19 protein-coding genes are annotated in these 18,529 nt (G+C 38.5%); 4 read left to right on the top strand and 15 right to left on the bottom strand.

Annotation, left to right across the window (positions count from 1 at the left end):
• Positions 1-42 precede the first annotated feature (42 nt).
• Positions 43-1,551, bottom strand: a complete 1,509-nt coding sequence (gene cysS, locus ACFIKY_RS01065; protein ID WP_375644918.1) for a cysteine--tRNA ligase — start codon at positions 1,549-1,551, stop codon at positions 43-45.
• A gap of 498 nt (positions 1,552-2,049) precedes the next feature.
• Between cysS and ACFIKY_RS01060 the strand changes: the two genes are divergently transcribed.
• Positions 2,050-2,418: a TIGR02301 family protein gene (locus ACFIKY_RS01060; protein ID WP_208439587.1), complete on the top strand. Its 369-nt coding sequence runs from the start codon at positions 2,050-2,052 to the stop codon at positions 2,416-2,418.
• A 412-nt stretch (positions 2,419-2,830) separates the two neighbouring features.
• On the opposite strand, the gene ACFIKY_RS01055 is transcribed toward ACFIKY_RS01060, so the two are convergent.
• Positions 2,831-4,159: a dihydroorotase gene (locus ACFIKY_RS01055; protein ID WP_375636570.1), complete on the bottom strand. Its 1,329-nt coding sequence runs from the start codon at positions 4,157-4,159 to the stop codon at positions 2,831-2,833.
• A gap of 64 nt (positions 4,160-4,223) precedes the next feature.
• Between ACFIKY_RS01055 and ACFIKY_RS01050 the strand changes: the two genes are divergently transcribed.
• Together ACFIKY_RS01050 and ACFIKY_RS01045 are read left to right on the top strand one after the other, a co-directional pair.
• Positions 4,224-5,096 carry a YgfZ/GcvT domain-containing protein gene (locus ACFIKY_RS01050; protein ID WP_375644919.1) on the top strand — a complete coding sequence of 291 codons (873 nt, stop codon included), beginning with the start codon at positions 4,224-4,226 and terminating at the stop codon, positions 5,094-5,096.
• Positions 5,089-5,706: a YfbR-like 5'-deoxynucleotidase gene (locus ACFIKY_RS01045; RefSeq protein WP_375636574.1), complete on the top strand. Its 618-nt coding sequence runs from the start codon at positions 5,089-5,091 to the stop codon at positions 5,704-5,706. The genes ACFIKY_RS01050 and ACFIKY_RS01045 overlap by 8 nt, the downstream gene beginning before the upstream one ends.
• A gap of 445 nt (positions 5,707-6,151) precedes the next feature.
• On the opposite strand, the gene panB is transcribed toward ACFIKY_RS01045, so the two are convergent.
• The 11 genes from panB to rpoZ form a co-directional block, all read right to left on the bottom strand.
• Positions 6,152-6,967, bottom strand: coding sequence for a 3-methyl-2-oxobutanoate hydroxymethyltransferase (panB, locus tag ACFIKY_RS01040; protein ID WP_375635687.1), 816 nt, complete (start codon positions 6,965-6,967; stop codon positions 6,152-6,154).
• Positions 6,964-7,824 carry a pantoate--beta-alanine ligase gene (gene panC / locus ACFIKY_RS01035; RefSeq protein WP_375635688.1) on the bottom strand — a complete coding sequence of 287 codons (861 nt, stop codon included), beginning with the start codon at positions 7,822-7,824 and terminating at the stop codon, positions 6,964-6,966. The genes panB and panC overlap by 4 nt, the downstream gene beginning before the upstream one ends.
• A gap of 23 nt (positions 7,825-7,847) precedes the next feature.
• Positions 7,848-8,594, bottom strand: coding sequence for a DNA repair protein RecO (recO, locus tag ACFIKY_RS01030; RefSeq protein ID WP_375635689.1), 747 nt, complete (start codon positions 8,592-8,594; stop codon positions 7,848-7,850).
• A gap of 25 nt (positions 8,595-8,619) precedes the next feature.
• Positions 8,620-9,525, bottom strand: a complete 906-nt coding sequence (era, locus tag ACFIKY_RS01025; RefSeq protein ID WP_012754937.1) for a GTPase Era — start codon at positions 9,523-9,525, stop codon at positions 8,620-8,622.
• Between the two features lie 68 nt (positions 9,526-9,593).
• Positions 9,594-10,301 carry a ribonuclease III gene (gene rnc / locus ACFIKY_RS01020; protein ID WP_012754936.1) on the bottom strand — a complete coding sequence of 236 codons (708 nt, stop codon included), beginning with the start codon at positions 10,299-10,301 and terminating at the stop codon, positions 9,594-9,596.
• The gene (gene lepB / locus ACFIKY_RS01015) at positions 10,282-11,094 is read right to left on the bottom strand and encodes a signal peptidase I (RefSeq protein ID WP_375635832.1); all 813 of its coding nucleotides are present in this window, start codon (positions 11,092-11,094) and stop codon (positions 10,282-10,284) included. The genes rnc and lepB overlap by 20 nt, the downstream gene beginning before the upstream one ends.
• Before the next feature lie 79 nt (positions 11,095-11,173).
• The gene (gene acpS / locus ACFIKY_RS01010) at positions 11,174-11,575 is read right to left on the bottom strand and encodes a holo-ACP synthase (protein ID WP_375635690.1); all 402 of its coding nucleotides are present in this window, start codon (positions 11,573-11,575) and stop codon (positions 11,174-11,176) included.
• Positions 11,572-12,186 (bottom strand): DUF2062 domain-containing protein, encoded by a 615-nt coding sequence (locus ACFIKY_RS01005; RefSeq protein WP_375635691.1) that lies wholly within the window; start codon positions 12,184-12,186, stop codon positions 11,572-11,574. Before ACFIKY_RS01005 ends, acpS begins: the two co-directional genes overlap by 4 nt.
• 93 nt (positions 12,187-12,279) lie before the next feature.
• Complete coding sequence (pyrE, locus tag ACFIKY_RS01000) at positions 12,280-12,858, bottom strand: orotate phosphoribosyltransferase (RefSeq protein WP_375619471.1); 579 nt, start codon at positions 12,856-12,858, stop codon at positions 12,280-12,282.
• A gap of 16 nt (positions 12,859-12,874) precedes the next feature.
• On the bottom strand, positions 12,875-15,100 hold the full coding sequence (locus tag ACFIKY_RS00995) for a RelA/SpoT family protein (RefSeq protein WP_375635692.1): 2,226 nt from the start codon (positions 15,098-15,100) through the stop codon (positions 12,875-12,877).
• 127 nt (positions 15,101-15,227) lie between these two features.
• A complete protein-coding gene (gene rpoZ, locus ACFIKY_RS00990) occupies positions 15,228-15,626 on the bottom strand; it encodes a DNA-directed RNA polymerase subunit omega (protein WP_273791104.1) in 399 nt (132 codons plus the stop codon).
• A 545-nt stretch (positions 15,627-16,171) separates the two neighbouring features.
• Here rpoZ and ACFIKY_RS00985 point away from each other — a divergent pair.
• The gene (locus tag ACFIKY_RS00985; RefSeq protein WP_375635834.1) at positions 16,172-16,852 is read left to right on the top strand and encodes a uracil-DNA glycosylase; all 681 of its coding nucleotides are present in this window, start codon (positions 16,172-16,174) and stop codon (positions 16,850-16,852) included.
• A gap of 49 nt (positions 16,853-16,901) precedes the next feature.
• Here the strand turns inward: ACFIKY_RS00985 and smpB are convergent, their stop codons facing one another.
• A complete protein-coding gene (gene smpB, locus ACFIKY_RS00980; protein ID WP_012231306.1) occupies positions 16,902-17,378 on the bottom strand; it encodes an SsrA-binding protein SmpB in 477 nt (158 codons plus the stop codon).
• Positions 17,379-17,396: 18 nt separating this feature from the next.
• Positions 17,397-18,281, bottom strand: coding sequence for a 4-hydroxy-tetrahydrodipicolinate synthase (dapA, locus tag ACFIKY_RS00975; RefSeq protein ID WP_375635693.1), 885 nt, complete (start codon positions 18,279-18,281; stop codon positions 17,397-17,399).
• Positions 18,282-18,529: the final 248 nt, after the last annotated feature.

Raw genomic sequence — 18,529 nt, 5'->3', positions numbered from 1 at the left:
ATTTTCCTCCCTTTATTTATGTAAGCTGCTGGAATAGGAAAATTAAAATCGTTTTATTTCCCACACAGTTATGCGCTCACCACTCTGCGGATCCTTACTGTCTTTTAAAAGAACCCCCTCCGCTGCAAGCTCATCACGAATTGTATCCGCTGCTTCCCACTCTTTATTATGGATAAGTCGTAGTCTTTCAGCAATACGTTGATCAATAAATTTTGAATCAAGAAAAGTTTTTTTTATAAATAATGGGCAGTCTATTTCTTTAATCCATTCTTGTCGTAACAGTCCTAATAAATTCATCCCATTAGCAAGAGCCAGCGCATTCCCTTCTTTATAAAACTTTCGCAAAAGAGTCAGTGCTTTTGGAGTATTAAGATCATCACTGAGTGCATCTATCAAAGTATCATTAATTGCTTCATTGTTTTCCATCTCACTTTTTTTGCTGCGAAGCAATTCATACCAACGATATAGTTCGCCACTCGATTGTATTAAACGCTGCGCTGTCCAATTTAATGGTTCACGATAATGCGTTTGCAACATCGAAAAACGCGCAGACAAACCAGCCCAATTTTTCTTCATTTCATCGATTAAAATACCATTAAACTCCAAAAAATTATTCTCTAAAACAGAACGAATAGTTATGAAATTGCCAAAGCTTTTCGACATCTTTTTGCCTTCAACTTGTAAAAAACCATTATGCATCCAAAAATTTGCCATTCGCTCCGTCCCAAAAGCTGAACAACTTTGTGCAATCTCGTTTTCATGATGAGGAAAAATTAAATCAAGTCCACCACCATGGATATCAAAAACATTCGCGGTTGGATCATCACAAGTTAAACCACCGCCATAGGGCGCTAATAACTTTGCCATTGACATCGCAGAACATTCAATATGCCAACCTGGACGACCTAAAACAGGAATTCCGGCCGGCGATTCCCAACCTGGCTCCCCTTCCACAGAAGGTTTCCATAAAACAAAATCCATCTCTTCCCTTTTATAAGCAGCAACATCAATACGCGCCCCCGCCCTCATTTCATCTAAAGAACGATTTGCAAATGCCCCATAGTGGGGAGGATTTTTTATGCTACTTACAGAAAATAATATATGATTTTCCGCTTTATAAGCGTGCCCCTTTTCAAGCAATCTTTCAATTAAAGAGCGCATTTCCTCTAAATGCTCGGTTGCGCGCGGCTGACTGGTTGGTAATAGACAACCAAGTGCTATTGTATCTTGTTGAAACTGGCAATATGTACGTTCTGTTAATTGACGAATGGCGTCATTCAATGACAAGTTTGGATATTCAAAAGCTGCTCGTGCATTAATTTTATCATCAACATCTGTAATATTACGCGCATATAGAACATGCTCATTGCCATAAACATGACGCAATAAACGAAATAAAATATCAAAAACAATGACAGGGCGTGCATTTCCTACATGCGCATAATCATAAACTGTCGGTCCACAAACATAAAGACGTACTCTTGTCGGATCTATTGGTGTAAAATTTTCTTTTTTACGTGTCAGCGTATTATAAAATCGCAACTCTTTCATTATTGACTCCATAGACGATATTATGCACCGCTCCTTTTAGATGCATCTTATCTCAAATTATCGTATTACGCGGTTTAGGCTAAAAACTTTTTTCTTATAGTAAATTCTTCTTACCATTTTCCCATTGTATTCACGGCTGTATCCATCATTTATCATAAAAACAATCTATTTTATTTGATTGAACAAAAGCATTCTATCATTAGAGATGCTTTCCCTTCTTAAAGAAAACGAGCTTAGAAAAAATTCTATAGGCAACACAATATAAACCTATGTGAAAAATAGATAGCTTTCAGGAAGCAAATCTTAAATTTTTAACCACACAAAGCTTCGTCAGTATTTTCAATATTCCACAATGGGTTCCTTACTGCCTCTTACGCCCTATATTTTATAATCAATAATTGAGAATAATGTAGCAATTAACTCTATTTTTTTACACAGTTCTCATGACAAAATTATTTTATCTGTACAGAGTTTTATTCAAAGAAAGCAATAAAAATAATGCGTAATAGATTGATGAACATCATTATTTTAATATTTCTTGTCATTTCAATGCCAACCTTTGCGCAACAATCTCCACCTTATGAAAAAAAATTACTCCGACTAGCAGAAATTTTGGGATCATTGCATTCTCTCCAAAATCTTTGCGAGCCTCCAACAAACCAATGGTATGATTATATGAATGCACTAATTGAAGCAGAACACCCCATTCCACAAAGACGTGCTTATTTTTATGAAGCGTTTAATGAAGCGTATCGTGCTTTCTCAGAAAATTATCACCATTGTACCCAAGCAGCCATTGAAGCCAATCAAAGATACATCGAGGAAGGAAGAATTTTATCTGAAAACCTCCTCATGCATTATAAATAATTAATCTATGCAAAAAGTATCTTTCTCCATTTTAGCGATATCAATGATATTCCTCTCACAAATGCGGGGAGCAATAAACCAGCTCTGAAAATAGAGAAACTTTTAAAGAATAATGTCTCGATACGCTTTTATTCGTATGAGCGCCTTTTTCCCCATACAAAATCGTTCTTTGGCTTCCTCCCCACACCTCAAAGGATGAAGATTGTTAACTAAATTTGCTCTGTAAATAATCTAGGTTCTTGTTGAACAAGATTCCTCTTGGCTTCCCACTCATGTAATTTGCTTCATAGTTTCTACAAATAAGCCTAAGAATATTCACCACGCATAAAAAACACTTATGTGCCAAAGAGGCTGACATACCCTATATCATCACTCTAAAAGATGATATTTTACGGCATACTTTTTAATCTGTTTACACCAAAGTTTCCATAAATTTAACAGGCTCTCCTTGTGAAGGTGTGACAATTTCACCTTCCCACATAACGCGCATACCACGGATAATAGTCCCAACAGGCCAACCTTTAACTTTTTGACCATCATAAGGTGTCCAACCGGCACGCGAACCAATTAAGCCATTCGTAATAATTTCTTCTCTCTTAAGATCAACAATGGTTAAATCAGCATCGTACCCAACAGCAATGCGCCCTTTACAGCTTATACCAAAAATACGACTAGGGCCATGTGAAGTGAGATCAACAAAACGTTCAAGAGATATTTTTCCTTCATTCACATGTGTCAACATAATTGCTGCTGTTGTTTGCACCCCTGTCATTCCTGAAGGTGAAGAGGGATAAGGTTGAAGTTTTTCTTCAAGAGTATGAGGCGCATGATCTGAGCCTAAGACATCAATAATTCCTTGTTGAACACCGTACCAAAGAGCTTCACGGTGGCGCGACTCACGAATAGGCGGATTCATCTGAATTAATGTACCAAACTTCTTATAATCATCAGCCGTGAGAGTCAAATGATGTTGTGTCACTTCAATTGTTGCAACATCCTTATGTTTTTTTAGAAAATCAATTTCTTCTTCTGTCGAAAGATGTAACACATGAATCCGTGCTTTCGTCTCATGGGCAATTTTTACCAAACGCTGCGTACATTTTAATGCCGCAACTTCATCACGCCAAATCGGATGTGACGATGCATCCCCTTCAATACGCAATATTTTACGCTCTTTGAGCCTCGCCTCATCTTCAGAATGAAAAGCTGCACGACGGCGTGTATTCTTCAAAATAAGGCGTACACTTTCATCATCATCAACCAAAAGATCACCGGTAGAGGCCCCCATAAAGACTTTAATTCCAGCCGCACCGGGAAGTCTTTCTAACTCAGAGAGTTCATGGGCATTTTCACGCGTTCCTCCAACCCAAAATGCAAAATCACAATGCATTCGATGAAATCCGCGTTTAACCTTATCGTTTAATGTTTCTTCTGATGTTGTCAACGGATTGGTATTAGGCATTTCAAAAACTGCCGTAACACCCCCTAACACAGCAGAATACGAGCCACTTTCCAAATCCTCCTTATATTCATTTCCTGGCTCACGAAAATGCACTTGGCTATCAATAATTCCTGGTAAAATATGAAGCCCCGTACAATCAATGACCTCACTAGCCGATGCACATGTAAGGTTGCCTATTTCAGCAATACGACCATTTGTAATACCAATATCACGCTTGCTTCTTCCATCATGATTCACAAGTGTTGCACCTTTAAAAATTGTATCAAATGTTTTAAACATAGCCACGCTCCTTACATATTGCTCACTTATCGATTATGTAACTTTGAGCAGAAAGGCAAGAACCATGATTGAAAAACAAAATGCCATTTGCTTAAAAAACCGCGGGCTTATTCAAATTACAGGCGAAGAAGCAACAGATTTTCTACAATCCTTGATCACGACAGATGTAAAAAAAATCAGTCCACAGGAACTTTTCCCTGGAGCCCTTTTATCCCCACAAGGAAAGATTCTTGCTGATTTTCTTATCGGAAAAAAAGAAAATGGTTACCTGATTGATATCAGAATGCCTTTAGCTGATACGCTTCACCAACGTCTGTTGCTCTATAAGCTGCGTAAAAAAGTAGAAATTACACAACCATTACAAGAGCTTGTTACGGTTTCTTTGAATAATGAATCAGATACTTTAAATTTTGATTCAAGTTTTGTTGATAAACGCTTCCCACAACAAGAAAAAATAATACGAATCTATGGCAAAAAACCTTTTTTGACTTCAGAGTATCATGATACATGGAATCAATTGCGTATCCGTTATGCAATTGCGGAAAGTGGTCAAGACTATGAAGTTGGCAAAGTCTTTCCTCATGATATTAATTACGATCAAATCAATGGACTCTCATTCAATAAAGGATGTTATATTGGACAAGAAATTGTTTCACGAATGCACCACCGCCGTGCAGCACGTCGCCGTATTTTTATTGTAAAAGGCCAGTGTGAATTAACCCCTCAATCTAGCATTGAAGCAGGAACAAAAGTGCTTGGCTACTTGGGAACGTGTGTAGAAAATGAGGCTCTCGCTTTAATGCGTATTGATCACGTCAAAGATTCTATGGACCATAACATCCCCTTTACTGTAAAAAACATTCCTGTCACTATAAACATTGCTGAAAATATGAATTTTACCTTTCCTGAAAATACTATAGAAAATATGCATGGCTAAAGCTGAATTATTAAAAAATGGAGAAGCACGCGCTTGGCAAAGAATGCTCTCTGGACGCAGACTTGATCTTCTCAACCCTTCTCCTTTTGATGTTGAAATTGAGGATATTGCCCATGGACTTTCTCGCGTGGCACGTTGGAACGGTCAAACACGAGGGGAGCATGCCTATTCTGTTGCACAACATTCACTTTTGGTTGAACAAATATTTCAAAAACTTTTTCCACAATCGGGAAGCAACGAATGTCTTTATGCTCTTCTTCATGATGCTCCAGAATATGTCATCGGCGATATGATTTCCCCCTTTAAAGCTGTCATAGGAACACAATATGAACGCATTGAAAAGGGCATCCAAGATGCTATCCACATGCGCTTTTCTCTTCCCGTTGATCTTTCTCAAAAACTTTTAAAAAAAATCAAACAAGCCGACCGTATCGCTGCATATTATGAAGCGATTACGCTTGCTGGATTTAGTACAGAAGAAGCCCTTCGCTATTTTGGCTCTCCCAATAATATTTTACCCGATGATCTTAATTTATACCCCTATTCTACCCAACAAATTGAAAACGCATTTTTAACTCGCTTCAATGCCTTGGATGCCCAAAGATTATAGACTCTTCGCATTGTTGATTCCCTATCATTAAAGACTCATCACACTGATTTATAATAATAATTCATTATTTTTTCATGTTGAATGAGAGCCCCTAATATCGTGAGATTCACTCATTTCAAATCTGTTTATATTGAATCAATCAAAATCATTCTCTTGCACGTCATAAGTGGGACCGGCATATGGGTAAAAACTTTTAAAGAAAGAATTTAAAATGTCTCTTATGAAGCGTAAAGATGCTAGTGCTCTGTAAATTGTACACTTCATAGGAGCTTTACCGTTATACCATTCACAGACGCCGTCGCGAAATAGGAGTTGAGTTCCTTAAGAAAGCTTTCTTTAAAAAAAAAGCACAGCTCAAATTGCATACAAAATATATGAAATAATGCACTTTCATTATCAAAACAACAAATGTTCCCTTGTCAAACTTTTCATCTTAAACTGAAGTTTATTTTAGTTTATAAACTTCATTATCCGCTGGGAAAGCACGAGATGTGACATCCTTTGCATAATTCTTTATTGCAGTTTCCATGGCTTGTTCAAGGTCTCCATAACGGCGTACAAATTTTGGCACATGAGCACCATAGCCCAACATATCTTCCATAACCAATACTTGTCCATCGCACTGATTGGATGCACCAATACCGATCGTAGGGATAGAAAGCTTTTCTGTCAGTTTTACTGCTAAAGGTTCGACAATCCCTTCTAAAACAATAGCAAAAGCACCGGCCTCCTCAATTGCAGCCCCATCGGCTTCAATTCTTTGCCAATCACTCTGTTTTCGTCCTTGTGTTTTGAAACCACCAAAACGATTCACCGCCTGGGGTGTGAGACCGATGTGCCCCATCACTGGAATGCCACGTTTACACAAAAAATCAATTGTTTCCGCTATATAAACACCACCTTCAAGCTTAACTGCACCACACCCCGTTTGAGCAAGAATACGCGATGCATTAAAAAAAGCTTGCTCTGGACTTTCCTCATAAGAGCCAAAAGGCATATCAATAACCACAAGAGCTTTTTGAGATCCACGCACCACGGCTTGTCCGTGTAAAATCATCATATCTAAATTAACAGGAAGCGTTGTCTCAAACCCATACACAACCATACCAACGCTATCACCAACCAAAAGGATATCGCAATATGGATCAGCAATCCGCGCAGTATAAGCTTGATAAGCTGTTAAAGAAACAATTGGCTGTTGTCCCTTTCTTGCACGTATTTCGGAAGATGTTATACGCTTTACGGTTTTATGTACACTCATTTTCCGCCCTTCTCTTGCAATATATATTGATCAATCAGCCTTACCTCTCCAAAGCGAACAGTAAGAAGTAAAACTGCTGGTTTATTCAATGTTCCTTTAACCACGCATAAAGTTTCCATATCCCGTAAATCTATTGCTTCAATGATTGCACGCGTTTCTTGTTGTAAAATATCACGAACAGTTTTGCATAATTTATCAACCGACCGTTCACCTTCATGGTAAAGCTTTTCAGCTGCTTTCCCACTTTCAGGAATAATTTTGGCAGCTTTACGATCTTCTAATGTTAAAAACTGATTGCGTGAAGAACAAGCTACACCATCTGACTCCCGTAGAATAGGAACTCCAACAATTTCAATAGGAAAAGCCAAATCTTCAACCATACGCCGAATAATTAAAATTTGTTGAAAATCCTTTTCCCCAAAAAAAGCCTTATCTGGTTGGACAATGTTAAAAAGTTTAGCAACAACGCTTGTCACACCACAAAAGTGCCCTGGACGTAATTTTCCCATCAAAATACGTGATAATTTTTTCACTTGCACAATTGTATCATTTCCCAGTGGCCACATTTCATCTACAGAAGGGGCAAAAACACATTCAACACCTGCTTCTTCTAACAAAGCACAATCGCCCTTCAAATCTCTTGGATATTGAGCAAAATCTTCATGAGGTCCAAATTGCTTTGGATTGACAAAAATAGAAACCAATACGCGATCACACATTGCTCTTGCATACTGTACTAATGCAAGATGACCATCATGCAATGCCCCCATTGTTGGAACAAAACCAATCGAAAAACCTAAACGTCGTTCCTCTGAAGTATATTGTCGGACTTCAGCAATTGTCTTTAAAACTTTCATTTTCCCATTCAATTATCATCAGATTAATAAATTAATGCTTGTATATCAAATTGGCGCTCAAATAATTGTATCAAATTCATGCGCACTGACGGCTGCTTTATATCTCGTGGCTCCCAGACATGACGCATAAGAAAAAAACCCGTCAGTATAAAACCATTTATTATGTCACTAGAATCAGTAGGACGAGTCGTTCTTTGCACAAGAAATTGTGGTAGAATGAGAAGCTTTTTTTTCCAAGGTTCCCCTGCTTCTTCACAGACAGCCCGTCCAGATTTTGGTGATACGTAATGAAGCCTTTCCTGACGACCTGTTGCAGCACAACAAGATAAATCAAGACCAAAACCAAGTTCTTCAAGAAGCCGCATTTCAAAACGTACAAGCAATTCTGCATTTACAAATGGTTCATCAAAATTCTGCATAAAAAGGTGTAAAATATCATATAAAACGGGGTGCGGATCACGTTCGGGAAGAAGTCGCAAATGAAAAGCTATCAATTGCAAAGCATAAAGTGCTTCTGGTAGACAGATTAATCTTGCCGCATGTAAATCAAGAGCTTCAAGCCGAAAAAGTCCCAAATGTTCTTCTAAACGAGCCCACCATTCAGCCTCCACAAAATTTCCAGGTTGAAGAAGAGCTGCCATACGACGCGATCGCCCCCCTTTTACCACTCCCATATAACGACCATGTTCACGTGTCATAACCTCAAGAATAACACTTGTTTCACCATATTGGCGTGTACCAAGAATAACAGCTTGTTCTTTCCACTTCATTTTACTTTAATTATTTTTAAAAATCTTATTTTAAAAAATCCAATCCCATTTCGCGATAACGTTCTGGATCGGTATCCCAATTATCGCGCACTTTCACAAAGAGAAAAAGATGAACCTTTTGATCCATAATTTCCATGAGTTCTTTACGTGCTGCTTGACCAATCGCTTTAATTGTATCGCCTTTTGCTCCTAAGACAATTTTTTTCTGACTCTCACGCTCGACATAAATAACTTGATTAATTTTAACGGAACCATCTGAACGCTCTTCCCAGTTTTCTGTTTCAACCGTTGAGGAATAAGGAAGTTCATCATGAAGACGAAGAAAAAGTTTTTCACGCGTAATTTCAGCAGCAAGATGACGCATGGGCATATCGGAAATTTGATCTTCCGGATAATACCATGGTCCCTCCTGCATCATATTACTCAACGCATGAAGTAAATCCTTGCAACCAGAACCGTTTAGAGCAGAAATCATAAATGTTTGCGCAAACTTTACACGTTCATTTATTTTAGTGGTTAACGCTAGAAGAGATGATTTAACAACTGTATCAACCTTATTAAGAACAAGAACTTTTTCTTGTTTCATGTTGTTTACAATATCTAACATCATATCAACTTCATCCGAAAGACCACTTTGAGCGTCAATTAAAACGAGCAGAACATCCGCGCTCTTAGCCCCTCCCCAAGCAGCAGAGACCATGGCACGTTCTAAGCGCTTATGGGGACGAAAAACACCCGGTGTATCGACCAACACAATTTGCACATCATCATGAATGACAATACCGCGGATTAAAGTTCGTGTTGTTTGTACCTTATGTGTTACAATTGAAACCTTTGTTCCAACCAATTGATTAACCAATGTCGATTTACCGGCATTAGGCATCCCAATAAGCACAACAAACCCAGAACGCGTTTTCATAACGTCACTCATGATCATTTTTTCCCCCGGCATTAGGCATCCCAATAAGCACAACAAACCCAGAACGCGTTTTCATAACGTCACTCATGATCATTTTTTCCCACTGTTTTCCATACACCCTCTCGTCGCAAAATTTTTTCAGCTGCCATTCTTTCGGCATATCTTTTGGAGCTTCCCTGCCCAATCTCTGAAGCAAACCCAGAAATACTTACCTCTACCATAAAAACAGGATCGTGATCTGGACCTGAACGTTTTATAACCTGATAATGTGGTTGTGCATTGCCTTGGATATGCGCCCATTCCTGTAATTCGGTCTTGGCATCACGCCGACCAGCATCCATTTTCTTTGCCCGACTATGCCAATATTTTTGAATAAAAGGGCGAACGCTTTCCAATCCTCCATCGAGATATATCACGGCAATCAAAGCTTCCACGACATCTGCATGCATATTGATGAGTCGACGCCCCTCGAAATTTTTCATCTCAAAACCAACACGGATCATATCAGGCAGCCTCATTTCACGCGCAATATCAGCACATGTCTGGGCATTGACCAGATGATTCAAACGGACTGATAATTCACCTTCACTTGCCTGAGGAAAAAGTTGATACAGCATTTCTGCAATCAAAAGCCCTAAAACCCGATCCCCTAGAAACTCTAGTCGTTCATAATTCCCCTGTTCCGAATCTTGTACACTCGAGTGTGTTAATGCCTTCTTTAACCTCTCTTCATCTTTAAAACGATGCCCCGTCAGCTTGAAAAGCTGATCAATCATTAGACGTTTCATCGTTGTTTCCTTGCTTGATAAGCGGCAAATCATGAACCGTATTTATGAAAGAAAACAAACGCTTCCAACGCACATCAAATGGCCAGCGCCAAACCTGCCAAGCACTTGAACCGTTACTGATAGAAAAGAAAATCACGCTCGCGCGACCAATAAGATTTTCTTCTGGAACATAGCCTACATCTAAACGACTATCATCTGAATTGTCGCGGTTATCTCCCATCATAAAGTAATGTCCTTGAGGAACTTCAAAAACTTTTGTATCATCAACTTTCGGGATGAAAGCTAAATCAAGTGTATCATAACTAACACCGTTAGGCATTGTCTCGCGATAAACCTCAACAGGATAGTTAACCTCTGTTATATCAGAATTATCAATCTCCCCCATAAAGTGACGTGAAACAGCCTCATCATTAATATAAAGAACACTTTGACGGACTTGTATACGATCACCTGGTAGCCCAACAACGCGTTTTATATAATCAATCTTCGGATTACTTGGTAAGCGAAAAACGACCACATCTCCACGTTGAGGTTGAGATGCCCAAATCCGTCCAGAAAAAAGAGGAGGAGAAAAGGGAATGGAAAAACGAGAATACCCATATGCATACTTAGAAACAAACAGATAATCTCCCACCAACAAAGTAGGACGCATTGAACCGGACGGAATACTAAAAGGCTGGAAAAAAAGTGTCCGAATAACCGCTGCTAAAAGCAGAGCCTGTACTAAAACAGAAATAAATTCACGAACCCCGCCTTTTTTTTCTTTTTTATGCACTTTATCTTTTTGGATCATCACCAACTGCCTTCTCATCACAGATATAATTTTTTTCATCATAATATTCAAATAACAAAAGCACAATCTCTCACACCATCTATCCACGTGGAAGTGCTTCGATAATAATAAATGCCTGTGCCCAAGGAAAATCATCTGTTATGCTAAGATGAATAACTGCATCATGATGAGGAGGTAATAACTTTTGAAGTTGCACTTGCGCACGATTTGTTAATTGCATTATTGGTTTACCAGATGGCAAATTAACGACCCCCATGTCTTTCCAATTGATACCACAAGCGATTCCCGTTCCTAAGGCTTTAGCGCATGCTTCTTTAGCAGCAAATCTTTTTGCATAGGAAGAGGAGCTTTTTTTGAGATTTTCGGATCTATTCCTTTCAATATCCGTAAAAATACGTTGGGTAAAACGCTCACCATAGCGAACCAACATTTTCTCAATACGTCGTATATCAACCAGATCATTTCCAAGACCAACAATCATACGGTATTACCCGATCTTTCTTCCGATGAACGCTTCTTTAAACGCCTTTTTTTTATAATCTTTTGATATCGCTTTTGTTTAAAACGAACCGTTGCTCTGTAAACACCTATATAAGATAAACCACCAAAAACAATACCTAAAAGAGTTCCACCTAAAATCATAGGACTCATAATTGTGTCCCATGCGCCTTTAAAGAGGAGAGAGAGATTTGACAATGTCAAACCATTAAATAGAGCACGAATTTGCGAAAGAGAAATCTCTTTGACATCGCTAAAAAGTGATAAACAAAAATACCCTACTTTATAATCAGCCATGACAATTAATAAAAATGTGAGTGGATTAGAAAAAATCGTCCCAATGATTGCGGCAGCAAAGTTTGCACGCAAAAGCCAAGAAAAAAATATTGCCAAAATAATATGCAACCCAAAGAAAGGGGAACAAGCTAAAAAAATGCCAACAGCAACCCCTAATGCTACTTCATGCGGTGTTGCTGATATACGCAAAATACGTTTATGTATGTAGCAAAATGAGCGAGAAAATGAACGACGTGGCCATAACCAAAGTCGAATACGCGTTACAAAATCTATTGGTTCTCGACTACGAAAAAGCATATGACTCTCAATATACATCTTTTGATGATGAAATAATTTATATCATCCAAATTAATCTTTTTAAGCTTTTGCACAAAAAAAATAGAACGACAATTAAATATTTCGACTGCCTGGTTTAATCGCTGGAAGAACAGAAAGCTCTGCAGGAAGTGCATCACTAGTATAAGAGGTTATCTCATATTCAGCAAGCGCAATCAATGGAACTCCAACATTGACCTTACCACCAGAACGATCAAGGATACATGCACTGGCCAATACCTCTGCTCCTGCTGCAACAAGCGCCTCAATAGTCTCACGAATGGAAAGACCCGTTGTCACAATATCTTCGACAATAACAACCCGTGCACCCTTCTTGATTTCAAAACGACGCAATTCAAAGATGCCATTTACACGCTCTACCCAAAGAGAAGGAACACCAAGGTGACGTGAAGTTTCATAGGAAGGAATAAGGCCGCCAATTGCGGGACCAACAACATAATCAATTTTTCCCTCGATAGATTTTTTGATTTTTTCAGCCAATCCACGACATAACTTTTCCGTCAAGTCAGCATGCATGAATACTTTCGCTTTTTGCATATAAGTCGCACTATGGCGCCCCGATGTTAAAATAAAATGCCCTTCTAGAATAGCATCTGCTTGTTTAAAAATATCAATGACATCTTGTGTATTCATTGCAAAATCTTTCTTTTTATCCATGAACTCGCCGTACTGTACTTACTGAACCTGCCTCTTTTAACTGAGAAAAAATACGATTCAAATGTTTTAAATCCCACACTTCCAAATCAATCATAATTTCTGTAAAATCCGGTGCTGTACGGATAAAAGATAAATTTTGGATATTGGCATCGTTAGCAGAAATTATTTGTGTAATTTCAGCCAAAGAGCCAGGACTATTTACAACCAAAATATTTATCCGTGCAGGAAAACGTTCATTCATTTGGGCATCAATATCCCAGCGGACATCAATCCATCGTTCTGGCTGATCATCATATGCCATCAAAGCTGAAGACTGTATTGGATAAATAACGATCCCAGCTCCGGGCTGCATAATACCAACAATCCGATCTCCAGGTACTGCTCCTTCCGGTGAAAAACGTACGGGTATATCTCCACGGGTTCCTCTAATAGGCAATGCTTTAGATTGATGATTCTCGACCATTGCATTTTTTTCATTTTCTGGAACTTTAAAAATCATACCTTGAGCATTCTCAATATTAAACCAACCTTCTTCCCCAGGCTTAAAAGATGACTTTTGTACCACACGGTGATCTTGATAATCAGGATAAACCGCTTTAATCACATCAGCGGAAAACAGCTCTCCACGCCCAACAGCAGCCAATACATCCTCTACATCTTTACGTGCTAAACGTGGCAAAACTTTCTTCAAAACGTCTTTTGAAAATTGTTTTCCCATATATTCAAATGAACGCTCGAGAATACGATATCCTAAACCCGAATATTGTTTACGTACCGCGGCACGACTTGCTCGTCGAATAGCTGAACGTGCTTTACCTGTGACAACAAGAAATTCCCATGCAGCTGGCGGAATTTGAGCATGTGAACGAATAATATCAACTTCATCACCATTTTTTAATTTGGTCATTAAAGGCATAATACGACCATTGATTTTCACACCCACACAAGAATCACCGATGTCTGTATGGACGGCATAAGCAAAATCAATAGGCGTAGCTCCTTTAGGAAAAGCAATTAATCGACCTTTCGGCGTAAAACAAAAAACTTGATCTTGAAAAAGCTCAAGCTTTGTGTGTTCTAAAAATTCTTCCGGATTATCTCCATCTGACAAAGATTGAATCGTTTGACGCAACCATGCATACGCATTTGTTTCATTTGATAACCTCGAAGCCGAATAATTAGAACCTTGCTCTTTATAAATGGAATGTGCCGCAACGCCATATTCAGCAATTTCATCCATAGCAGCAGTTCTAATCTGCAATTCAACACGTTGTCGCGATGGTCCCACAATCGTTGTATGAATGGAACGATAATCATTCTGCTTTGGTATAGAAATATAATCTTTAAAACGACCAGGAACCATTGGCCACGTCGTATGAATGACACCAAGAGCGCGATAACAATCATGCACTGTTTCAACAATCACACGAAATCCAAAAATATCGGATAATTGTTCAAAAGAAAGCGCCTTGCTTTCCATTTTGCGAAAGACGGAATACGATTTTTTCTGACGGCTTTTAACATTCGCTTTAATGCCATGCTCGAAAAAAAGTTTTGTCAACTCGTTTTCAATTGTGGAAAGCAAATCACGATTGCGTTTTGATAACTCAGAAAGACGATTGGTAATCGTACGATAACCTTCTGGATTTAAATAAAAGAAAGAAAGATCCTCTAATTCCTCGCGCATATCTTGCATACCCATACGACCAGCAAGCGGCGCATAAATATCCATCGTCTCCTCAGCAATTCGCCGACGTTTATCATCACGCATAACACCAAGGGTGCGCATATTATGAAGACGATCAGCAAGTTTGACTAAAAGAACACGAACATCATCAGAGATGGCAATAAGAAGCTTACGAAGATTTTCTGCCTGTACGGCTTTCTTTGATACAAGATCAAGCTTATTAAGCTTTGTAAGTCCTTCAACCAACTTCCCAATTTCAGAACCAAAAAGCTGATCAATTTCTGCTCGTGTAGCGCTTGTATCTTCAATTGTATCATGCAAAAGAGCAACAGCAATCGTCGCCTCATCCAACCGCATATCTGTCAAAATAGCAGCAACTTCTAAAGGATGAGAAAAATAAAGATCACCTGAAGCACGCTTTTGATGTGCATGCTTTCTCATTGCATAATCATAGGCCCTGTTTAAAAGAGCCTCATCTACGTCAGACTTGTAACGTTGAACACGTCCAACAAGCTCACACTGACGCATCATACGAGCATATCCTTTATCTTTTCACACCCCTAATCCTTATTGAACACGTCTTATCAATAAAAGACAAGAAAAATAACGGCTCCTTACAGACAAGGTATCTTTACTCCTGTAATATAAAATGCCGCAATTAATAATCGTCACTTTTTTCTGGAACAACCAAACCTTCAATACCCGCTAAAAGCTCTTCCTCTGACATATGATCAAATGAAGTACCTTCTTCTTGCGACGACGTATTAAAAACACTTTCAGCTTCACCTGAATGGGTAATAAATTCACTTGCCATTTCTGGCTCATCTACTTCCACATGCTTTTGCAGCGAATGAATAAGGTCTTCCTTTAAATCAGCAGGCGACAATGTTTCTTCTGCTATTTCACGCAAAGCAACAACTGGATTTTTATCATTATCACGATCAACCGTAATCTGCGCTCCTTGTGAAATCTGACGCGCCCGATGACCTGCTAAAAGTACCAATTCAAAGCGGTTGTCAACTTTATCAATACAATCTTCTACCGTTACGCGGGCCATTTATGCCTCTTTCTCAAATAAAAAAATTTAATAGCGAATAGAGGAGTATATACAATAATCAAAATAAAACACAAGAAAAACAACACAAACTTTTATATTTTTTGATTAAAGAACTTATTTAAGAAAATTCTTGGAAAATTTATAAAAATGTATAACCTATCCATGCTCGTTATCAAAGCTGCTCTTAAAAGCATTCCAATAGATTGGCTTCAAACAAGGGGAGGTCTTTCTTGACAAAATACTTGTCTGGAGTCTTCATCCTTTTAAAAGGAACACCAGCTGTTTAAAATCCTTTGCAATAACGACAGCCTTATGCATACTTTTTATGATAATATCTTTATTTAAAGAGAGAACTTTTTTTCTTTGAACATCATGTGTATTGTACTCTTATTCATCAAATAAATTACTGAAAGATTACCTCTCTGTACATAATAATTAGCAATAAGTTTATATTAAACTTTATTTATATTCATTATAGATTGTTTATCAAAACATAACCCGTCATATACGCTATAAAAGACTCAAAAAAATAGAAAAAACGATTGATGCCTAACACCACGAATAGCCAATTAACATCGCTTTGCCCAGAACCACCCCAAAATTGCAATTTATGTCCTAGGCTCCATCAGTTTATCGCTGACTGGCGTATCAAAGAACCAAGTTGGTATAACGCACCGGTGCGCCCCTTCTTTCCTTATAAAGGAGCAGACACAACGCGCCTTCTTATTGTTGGGCTTGCTCCTGGATTACGCGGAGCAAATCGAACTGGACGTCCATTCACTGGTGATTATGCTGGGCACTTACTTTATTCAACTTTAAAAAAATTTGGTTTTGCCCAAGGAACCTTTGAAGAAAGAGCAGACGATACTCTTGAGCTGATTGATGCAGCAATCGTCAACTCTGTTCGTTGTGTTCCCCCAGAAAATAAACCCACCGGTGCAGAAATTAACACGTGCCGCTATTTCTTCTCACCTCTTTTAACAAATCTTCCCAAACTTAAAGCCGTTATTACCTTAGGCACCATTGCGCACCATTCAACGATACGTGCCCTTAATGCAAAAGTTTTAGCTCACCCTTTTGGACACGGCGAAATTCATAACATCGGCAGATTACGCATCTTTTCGAGCTATCACTGTTCTCGTTATAATACAAATACTGGACGCTTGACAGACGCCATGTTTCACCAAATTTTTCAAGCAGCAAAAACATACTTAGATCAATGCTAAAACTGTTTTAAACCAGCGCTATAAATAAAGGATATCTAAATCGCATCCGTCATCCATATCTTTTTAAAAGTCTTGCTTTTTCACGTCCCCAATCGCGTTTTTTTTCCGTTTCGCGCTTATCATGAAGCTTTTTTCCCCGCGCTAGAGCAATCTCCAACTTAACACGCCCTCGTTCATTAAAATAAAGTTTAAGAGGAACAAGTGTCATTCCTTCACGAGACGTTGCATTAAAAAAACGTGCCATCTCACGTTTTGAAAGTAATAACTTGCGCAAACGTCGCGGTTCATGATTAAAACGATTAGCCTGCGTATATTCAGGAATATAGCTGTTTACTAACCATAATTCCCCATTCTCAAAACTCGCATAGCTTTCAGCAATATTGGCATGATTAGAACGCAAGGACTTTACTTCCGCTCCCTGAAGGACAAGACCGGCCTCGAGATTATTAAGGATTTCAAAATTAAAACGTGCTTTACGATTGTCAGCAATTATTTTCCGTACGGGCGCGTTCTTTTTTTTATTCATGGCTTTGTCAATATCATTTTATGCTTTTAAAATACCAGCATGACTGAGGGCTACATCAATAATCTTCTTTGTTCTTTCTGTTAATGGAACAATCGGAGAACGCACAGTATCACCACAAAATCCTAATTTTGCAGCAGCATATTTAATACCCGCTGGACTAGGCTCAATAAATACAGCACGATTAAGAGGCATCAAGCGATCATTTAATTCTCGTGCTGTTTTATAATCACCACGAAAACAAGCAGCTTGAAGCTCTGCACACAGCTTTGGAGCAACATTGGAGGAAACTGAAATACACCCCATACCTCCATGTGCATTAAAACCTAACGCTGTACAATCATCACCGGAAAGCTGTACAAAATCCTTCCCACACTTTTCACGTTGTTCACTAACGCGTTCAATTCTGCTCGTTGCATCTTTTACACCAATGATATTTTTAAAATCTTGATAAAGGTCTTTCATCGTTTCCACAGCCATATCGATAACAGAACGACCAGGAATATTATAAATTATAATCGGAATAGAAACAGCTTTGGCAATGGAAGAAAAATGTTTGTATAAACCAGATTGATTTGGTCTATTATAATAGGGAGTGACAACCAAAACTGCATCTGCACCAGCTTTTTGCGCGTATTGTGCAAGCTCTACAGCCTCACTTGTGCTATTTGATCCCGCTCCAGCAACAACAGGAACACGCTTTGCGACCTGCTCAACACACAATTCTATAATCCGCTTATGTTCTTCATGACTTAACGTTGCTGATTCACCGGTTGTCCCAACTGGGCTTACACCATTAATCCCTTGTGTAATCTGCCATTCAATAAAATCACAAAACGCCTTCTCATCAATTGCGCCCTTATTATCAAACGGTGTAATAAGCGCAGTTATAGCTCCCTTGAGCATGATAAACTCCCTATAATATTCGCTTTTATTTTTTTAATAATCGCCTTTTATAAATTTTAAATAGAGCATAATCTTGCTCTATCATTGAAGCAAGATGAATTTCAAAAAAAGCCCTCATAAGATGAAAATGTCCCTCCTTAAATGTTGCACATTTATTTAAAATAAACCGTCTATATTAACGCGTTTTTCATGCTTGTGTTCTATAAATCCTTAAGTTTTTACAAAAAGCAAGGTCTCAAGGTCTTTTC

Origin of the sequence: Bartonella sp. CR127HXZ, assembly GCF_042194555.1 — a bacterium.
GTDB lineage: Bacteria > Pseudomonadota > Alphaproteobacteria > Rhizobiales > Rhizobiaceae > Bartonella > Bartonella grahamii.
This window is presented reverse-complemented; position numbering and strand designations above follow the sequence as displayed.